General features: G+C 64.3%; 9 protein-coding genes. All 9 read right to left on the bottom strand.

Features of this window, described 5'->3' with window-relative positions:
* Positions 1-650, bottom strand: a 650-nt coding sequence (locus tag OKA11_RS16660; RefSeq protein WP_267222324.1) for an asparagine synthetase B family protein, incomplete at its 3' end; no start/stop codon positions are given.
* Positions 651-697: 47 nt separating this feature from the next.
* Positions 698-1,348 carry a lasso peptide biosynthesis B2 protein gene (locus OKA11_RS16655; RefSeq protein ID WP_267222322.1) on the bottom strand — a complete coding sequence of 217 codons (651 nt, stop codon included), beginning with the start codon at positions 1,346-1,348 and terminating at the stop codon, positions 698-700.
* Between the two features lie 52 nt (positions 1,349-1,400).
* Positions 1,401-1,535 carry a benenodin family lasso peptide gene (locus OKA11_RS16650; RefSeq protein WP_153802708.1) on the bottom strand — a complete coding sequence of 45 codons (135 nt, stop codon included), beginning with the start codon at positions 1,533-1,535 and terminating at the stop codon, positions 1,401-1,403.
* A gap of 301 nt (positions 1,536-1,836) precedes the next feature.
* Positions 1,837-2,073 carry a DUF2274 domain-containing protein gene (locus OKA11_RS16645; RefSeq protein WP_267222318.1) on the bottom strand — a complete coding sequence of 79 codons (237 nt, stop codon included), beginning with the start codon at positions 2,071-2,073 and terminating at the stop codon, positions 1,837-1,839.
* On the bottom strand, positions 2,073-3,365 hold the full coding sequence (locus tag OKA11_RS16640) for a TrbI/VirB10 family protein (protein ID WP_267222317.1): 1,293 nt from the start codon (positions 3,363-3,365) through the stop codon (positions 2,073-2,075). Before OKA11_RS16640 ends, OKA11_RS16645 begins: the two co-directional genes overlap by 1 nt.
* Positions 3,362-4,369, bottom strand: coding sequence for a P-type conjugative transfer protein TrbG (gene trbG / locus OKA11_RS16635; RefSeq protein WP_267222316.1), 1,008 nt, complete (start codon positions 4,367-4,369; stop codon positions 3,362-3,364). The genes OKA11_RS16640 and trbG overlap by 4 nt, the downstream gene beginning before the upstream one ends.
* Entirely contained in the window at positions 4,366-5,049 is a 684-nt protein-coding gene (gene trbF, locus OKA11_RS16630; RefSeq protein ID WP_267222314.1) for a conjugal transfer protein TrbF, read from the bottom strand. Before trbF ends, trbG begins: the two co-directional genes overlap by 4 nt.
* A gap of 20 nt (positions 5,050-5,069) precedes the next feature.
* A complete protein-coding gene (gene trbL / locus OKA11_RS16625; RefSeq protein ID WP_267222312.1) occupies positions 5,070-6,446 on the bottom strand; it encodes a P-type conjugative transfer protein TrbL in 1,377 nt (458 codons plus the stop codon).
* The gene (gene trbK-alt / locus OKA11_RS16620) at positions 6,443-6,691 is read right to left on the bottom strand and encodes a putative entry exclusion protein TrbK-alt (protein ID WP_267222310.1); all 249 of its coding nucleotides are present in this window, start codon (positions 6,689-6,691) and stop codon (positions 6,443-6,445) included. Before trbK-alt ends, trbL begins: the two co-directional genes overlap by 4 nt.
* Between the last annotated feature and the right edge of the window lies 1 nt (position 6,692).

Here is a 6,692-nt window from a genome sequence, read left to right as displayed (position 1 = left end):
CCCACGATGATATTTTGATAGTCCGACGCGAGAGCACTGACCGATGCAAAGACGGTGTCGCGCAGGCGCGTGACGGCCTGATCCGGATCGATCGCCGCGTCCGGGTGCGTGAATACCCACGGCTCCCAGAGCATTTGATCTTTGGGTGCATCGCCGGATACTGTCCTTGCGCTGCCGGGCGCCAGTTCCGACACTCCCTCGATGCAACTATGCCGGCGGCGCACGTCAGGCCATTGGAGATGCTCATAGAGGCGTTCCCAATCCACCTTCGACACGGCAATCCCCGCCGCAGACAGCGTATGCAGATCCGAGGCCCAGATGTGATGCGTGCGCGTTTCAACCTGGTAGCATGGCAAAAAGCCCGATGGAGCCCTTGTGATTGAATAGCCGCCGACAGCATCGCTTTGATGGACGGCAACATACGCCCCCCAATAGTCCTTGATCAGTGCGGCACCGCCCGAATCGATGAGCCTTGCTGCTTCGGCAGCAGTCATCTCCTCAATGGCTGAAAATGTCTCGCGGGAGAACAGGCGGCCGATGATCACGCCCTGATCGGCCGGGAGGTGCAGCACTCTTGCTGGATCGCTGCACCATAATAGAGCCTCATCATCGGAAGAAACGGATGGAGATTGAACAAGGCTGATCCGCAACGGGGATTGCCGCCCTTTTCGTATGCGCAGGAGAAAGCGAAGGGCGCTCACAGGACGAGGATCGGCGTAAAGCGCGCGACCTCCTCGGGCGAATCGTTGAGAACAACGTCGCCAATCTGTGCCCAGCTATGCGCGGCGAACGGAATAACCCTGACCCCCATCACGAGATGAGCTGCACATCCATGTGCGGCGAGCCGTTGAACAAGAGCGATCGAGCGCGACAGGCATCGGTTTGCCGGCGTCCTGATGAGCTTCGCCAGTTCGAAGGCCCTGATTGTTCCGGCCGACATAGGATGATCGATTGAAGCGGTGACCGCCCTAGCTTTCTCGCTGCGCAGGGAAGAAATGACCGACGCCAGTCCCTGTCGGTCGAGCCGTTTCCTGATCCGGGTTTCGGCAAGGAGTGCCCTCAGCGTTTCGCCCAGGGTTGTCTCACCCTTCAGCGCATCCGCTGCCCGTGACGGCACAGGCAATTCGACCTGCTGCCTCACTTCGTAGCCGTCTTTCAAACACAGGATGCCTCTCTCGGTCAGGGCCGAAACGGCCAGCGTTGGTGCGGAATGTCCTTCGATGACGGACAGGAAACTGGCTTCGAGATCTGCGCCTAACTGGAAATAGCGATCCCTATTCATGTCCAGAAAAATTACGCGTGACCCCGCGCGGCAGTAGAATATGCCGGGTGCCGTCCCATAGTGCATTGCAGGCATCCGCTAGAAAGGGCGTGCGAAGAAATCGCACGCCCTATTCCAGTCAGTCCTGCGCGATTCCGGTGAGGAACTGCTGCCGGCCGCCGCCGACATCCTGATCGATCAGCGCCTCGCCCTTGGTTTCGACCGACGCCTTGCCCAGGTCGATGACCTCCTCGATTACTTCGGTGCGTTCCATTGTCTCACTCCTTCCTTCACGCGACTCGAACAGCCGCATGCGAAAGGGTTTCAGATCGAGTTGCCGCAATCTATTTTATAATCGGATTATAATTCGATTATAATCGAAGTCATCTGCTAAGCAGATATGGTGCATTACGCGAGAAATGTGACCGAGTAGTGAGAACGTGCGTTGGGAGCACGCACCGACGCCTTTAGCTTGAGCCTGGACATACGCGGCAGTCACCCGGTCACCCGCTCGCAAGCAAGCGGTAGCGCTATTCTAGCGGATAGGAGGCGCATGTGTATCCACTATCCGGAATTTAATCCGATTTGGACCCGGACTGACTTCTGTTCCTGACAAAGCCGCGATCGGTAGCCATGAACCGTTCGAGCATCGGCGCAATCAGGCGCTCGGCGGGGAGCGGCTGGGAAAGGCCGGTCTGGGCGGCGTGAACCCTGGCATAGGCAATGAGTTCGCGGTGGACGGCCGCAGGCAGTTCCAAGGTCAGCTTGACTGGCTTGTCATCATCGATCGGACCCAGTTTCAACTTGCTCATCACTGTTCCCTCCGTAGCGGCTCGAGTACGAGATCGCGCGTCACGATGACGCGAAGGACATGGCCTGGGCGTATGGTGAGTGTCGGTGGGACACTAAGCTGGCGCTGTACGACCTGCCGCCCCGTCTGATTGACCGTGTCCTGCGTGCCGTAACGCAGCGCTTCGACCAGTGCGTCGTCGCTGTCGGTTGCGAGCTCGGTCCCGACGCCCAGCAACGTCGAGACCAGCGCGGCCTTGAGCATGCTGCCCCAATGATAGTTCACGCGATCCCGGATCCCTGCCATGCCGGACGCATCGGCACCTGGCTGACGGTCCAGCAGGATCGAGCGGCCGCCTGGAAGAATAAGCCGATCCCAGGCGAGCAGAACGCGGCTTTGGCCCGCCGAGACTTCGCTGTCATATTCGCCGATCAGCCGCGAGCCCTGGGGCACGAGAAGAATGCGTCCCGTCGGGCTGTCATAGACATTCTGCGTGACCTGCGCGGTGATCTGGCCTGGAAGATCCGACTGGATGCCGGTGATCAACGCAGCCGGGATGATGCTGCCCGCCTGCACGATATAAGGTGAGACCGGCGGAGCGATCCGCTCATTGCTGGCGGTGGAGCGGTCGGCGGCGACGGCCATGAAGCCCCGCTTGCCAGTCGGCGCGGGAGCCGGATTGGCCGCAATGCCAACTGAAGCGGGCGGCATAGCCTGTTCGGCAGACGCCGCCGAAGCGCGCGCGCCGCTCATTGCCTCGCCGAGGAACAATCGACTGGTGCGCGCGGTGTCGCGCTCCTGCATGATGCGCTGGCGAGCCTGTTCCGCTGCAGCGATGCGCGGGTCCACCGATTGAGGAGCCGGCGTCCCCATGGGCGGCGCGGGAACGGCCTGACCATTTTGCTGCGCCGAAAGGATCGGGCGGCCGAGGTCGCCCGGGAGCGGCTGACCGAGCTTGGGAACCTTGTCGTAGCTGGCCGGCGCCGCGGTCACATTGTCCGCCTTGTTCCGGCTCTCGGTTTCGACGAGATTCGGTGCGTCGGCATGACGCGCAGGCAGAAGCGCATATACGAGCGCGCCGCCGATGCTGAGGCAGGCGACCGCACCGACAGAGGCAAGTGCCTTACGAGAAAGGCGCATGACGGACGGCGGATCACCGCGCAAGCGGAACGCCTGCCCGTCATGGACGGGCGGCGGAGCGGCAGCTGGCGCCGCTTCCGGTTCCTCCCCGGCATTCGGCCTCGCTGCGGGATCCTGCGGCAGGCCGACGACCGGCTCGCCAGCTTCAGCCCTTTCTCCTCCCGGCCCGCTCATGACCGGCCCTTACGGCGCGGGCTTTCGCGCTCGATGCTGACCTTTGCCTCTCGTTTGCCCGAAGCGAGCCGCAGTTCGGCACGGGAAAAGAGCCGGTCGACGATCATATAGCGGCCCACCACGCGATAATTGACCAGCTCGGTAGGGCCGGTGTCGCCGGTGACGAACAGCGGCGGCATGTCCGTGCGCTCCACGCCCTCGGCAAACTCGATGAAGATCTGCCGGCCATCGTCGAACACGCGCACCGGCCGCCAGTCGGGCCTGTCGCCATCGATCCGATAGCGAAAATTGAGGGCGGTGAGGTCCACACCCGAAGCCAGCGGCGTATTGCGCGCCCGCTCGGTTTCGGCGGTCCGCAGCGCGATGAGCTGATCTTGCGGATAGGTCCACGACACCGAGGCCATCCAGGTGGAGGGCGTCGCACGCAGTTCCAGATGATAGGTGCGCCGGTCGGTATTGATGATCAGATTCGTGGCAATGTCCGGTCGGGTGGGCTTCGCGAGGATATGCACGCGCGCCGTCGGACCAGTTCCGCTCACCGTGTCGCCGATGATCCAGCGCACGGTGTCACCGGCCGCGACCGGCCCTGGGCCTACAAGCTGTTCGCCTTCCTGAAGCGCGATGTCCGTCACCTGGCCGGGAGCGGCATAGACCTGATAGAGCGCGCCATCGGCCCAGGGATATTGCTGGATCGCGTTCACATAGCCGTCGCGGCTGGGCTCCACGCGGGCGGCGACATTGGCGGCGCCCACACGGCGGCGCGGATCCTCCGGTTCCGATACCGGCGCGCCGTTCCCGAGCGGCTTCAACTGGCCGGCAAGCGGCAGCGGCTCGGGGATGGCCACAACCTGCACGGCGCGCTCCGGTTCCGGGGTCGCCAACACTTCACGCGGGGCTTCCACAACGACGGCGCGCGGCTTCGCCGACGTCGTTGTGCAGGCACCAAGCGCGGACGCGGAGATCAGCAAGGCGGGAACAGCCTTGCAAAATGGAATCTGTCTCATTGGCTGAGTTCCTTCGACCAGTTGAGGGCATTGACGAACACGCCCAGCGGGTTCTTCCGCAGGCCGTCGGGCGTGCGCGGAGTCTGGACGGTGACGGTGAGGATCGCAGACCAGCGCGAGGTCTCGGCAAGCGCACCATCCTGATAGCGCCGCTCGGTCCAGGCGACCCGGAAGCTATCGTTCGAGGCGCGGATCACGCTCGACACATCGACCGCGACCTGCATCTTGCCGACCAGTGCGAAAGGATCGTTGCTGCGCGCATAATCGTTGAGCGCGAGCCCGCCCTTGTCGGTAGTAAAATCATAGGCGCGCAGCCAGTTCTGACGCAGCACGATCGGATCGGCGGGCACCGAACGCACTTCTTCGATGAAGCGCGCGAGATGGAACGCGATCTGCGGATCGGTCGGGCGATAATCGACGTCGGCGGGCGCAACGGCCTGCGCCGCACCCAGCTTGTCGACCTCGACCACCCAGGGGGTGATATGCCCCCGCGCCGATTGCCAAACGAGGCCGGCAGACAATCCGCCCGAAAGCACGAGGCATCCGAAAAAGGCGAGCCGCCAGTTCTTCGCCGCGGCGCGCGCAGAGCCGATCCGATCGTCCCAGACCTGCGCGGCACGCTGATAGGGCGTGACCGGCTCGGGCGATTGGCCGTAGCGGATGGAGGGGCGTCGGAACATGCAGTTGTCCTTTCGAGAATTCAGCTCTTGTCGGAGACGTCGGGTCCGTTGCCGCCGCCGTGGCTGTCGCCGCCCTTGAGGGTGTGCGTCGCCATGGTCGCGCCCTGCGTCATGGCCTGGCGATGCTTCATGGCTTTCGCCCAGGAGGGCGGTCCGCTCGATGAAGACGCCGTTCCCGCTCCAGACCCCGCAGGAGCGGCGGCAGCCGGAGCAGCCGGGCCTTCCGGCGCCACTCCGAATGTGGAGCGCGCGCCGCTACGAAAGTTCGACCGCAATGCCTGCCCAGCCTTGTCGGCCATCTTGCGCAAGGGCGAGACGGCGGCCCTGCCGGCACTGGCAAGCGCGGCCTCTCCCGTAGCGGCCATCCCACCGGCAACGGCGCTGGCGCCGGTCTTGCCCAACGAGCCCATGCTGTAGGCGGCAGCCGCGGCGCCGGAGGCACGGGCGGCACCGCTGGCGGTCGCGGCGGTCGCCCTGCCACCCGCCGCAACCGCGGAACCGGCCGCGCCGGCTGCAAGCTTTGCGCCCGCGGCACCGCCGGCCAGCGAAGCGCCCGCAACAAGCGCCGTTCCGGCAGCAGCGCCGGCGCCGAGCTGCGGACCCCCGGCGACGATGCCATTGGCGATCCCGGGGCCGAAGATCCCGAGCCCGAGCAGCGTCAATGCGCCGAGCGCGATCGCCATGACCTGTTCGATGTCGGGTTCGGCGCCGACACCGGCATTGGTGAACTGGGTGAACAGCGTCGTGCCGATGCCGGTAATGACCGCCAGCACCAGCACCTTGACGCCCGACGAGATGACATGGCCCAGCACCTTCTCGGCCATGAAGGCGGTGCGATTGAAGAAGGCGAAGGGCAGCAGCACGAAGCCGGCGAGCGTCACCAGCTTGAACTCGATGATGGTGACGAACACCTGGATGGCGAGCACGAAGAAGGCCAGCACCACGATCAGCCAGGCGACGAGCAGGATCATGATCTCGGGGAAATTGGTGAAGAGGCCGACCGGCCCGACCAGATCCTCGGTCGCGTCGAGCAGCGGCGCGCCGGCATCAAGGCCGGTCGCGGCGACCGTGCCGGGTTTCATGAAATCGGCGAGCGCCATCCCGCCGCCCGAAGCCTTGAGACCGAGCCCGGCGAAGCTGTCGAACAGGATCGTGGCGAGACTCGAGAAATTGCCGATGATGTAAGCGAAGACGCCGATATAGAGTGTCTTCTTCACCAGCCTCTGAAGCACATCCTCGTCGGCGCCCCAGGCCCAGAACAGCGCGGCGATGGTCACATCGATTACGATCAGGGTCGAGGACAGAAAGGCGACCTCGCCGCCAAGCAGGCCGAACCCGCTGTCGATATAGCCGGTGAAGACGCCGAGGAAGGTGTCGATAACGCCGGTGTCGTTCACGGCCGGTCCTCCTTGCGATAGAAGCGGCGGCGCTTTTCTTCCCATGCCGCCTCGCAGCCGCTGTCGGGCATGGTGAGCGTGCGGCAGCGGCGAAGATCGCGTGTCTGTGGATCGGCTGCGCTCTCGTCCGCCGGGACGATGACTGTCTCGACGTGGCGGTCCTCGCGGAGCGTGATGCCGATCGTCAGAGCCATGAACAGCCCGCCAAGCGCGCCGGCCGCTGCGATCTTCGCCGTGCGGCTCATG

Source organism: Novosphingobium clariflavum (genome assembly GCF_026420865.1).
Classification (GTDB): Bacteria; Pseudomonadota; Alphaproteobacteria; order Sphingomonadales; family Sphingomonadaceae; genus Novosphingobium; species Novosphingobium clariflavum.
Note: the sequence above shows the minus strand (reverse complement) of the source record. Positions and strands in the feature narration are given on the sequence as shown.

Excerpts from the sequence above, each read along its gene's own strand:
- trbG (WP_267222316.1), bottom strand. The coding sequence starts at position 4,369 with ATGAGACAGATTCCATTTTGCAAGGCTGTTCCCGCCTTGCTGATCTCC.
- OKA11_RS16655 (WP_267222322.1), bottom strand. The coding sequence starts at position 1,348 with ATGCACTATGGGACGGCACCCGGCATATTCTACTGCCGCGCGGGGTCA.
- OKA11_RS16640 (WP_267222317.1), bottom strand. The coding sequence starts at position 3,365 with ATGAGCGGGCCGGGAGGAGAAAGGGCTGAAGCTGGCGAGCCGGTCGTC.
- trbK-alt (WP_267222310.1), bottom strand. The coding sequence starts at position 6,691 with ATGAGCCGCACGGCGAAGATCGCAGCGGCCGGCGCGCTTGGCGGGCTG.
- OKA11_RS16650 (WP_153802708.1), bottom strand. The coding sequence starts at position 1,535 with ATGGAACGCACCGAAGTAATCGAGGAGGTCATCGACCTGGGCAAGGCG.
- trbF (WP_267222314.1), bottom strand. The coding sequence starts at position 5,049 with ATGTTCCGACGCCCCTCCATCCGCTACGGCCAATCGCCCGAGCCGGTC.
- OKA11_RS16645 (WP_267222318.1), bottom strand. The coding sequence starts at position 2,073 with ATGAGCAAGTTGAAACTGGGTCCGATCGATGATGACAAGCCAGTCAAG.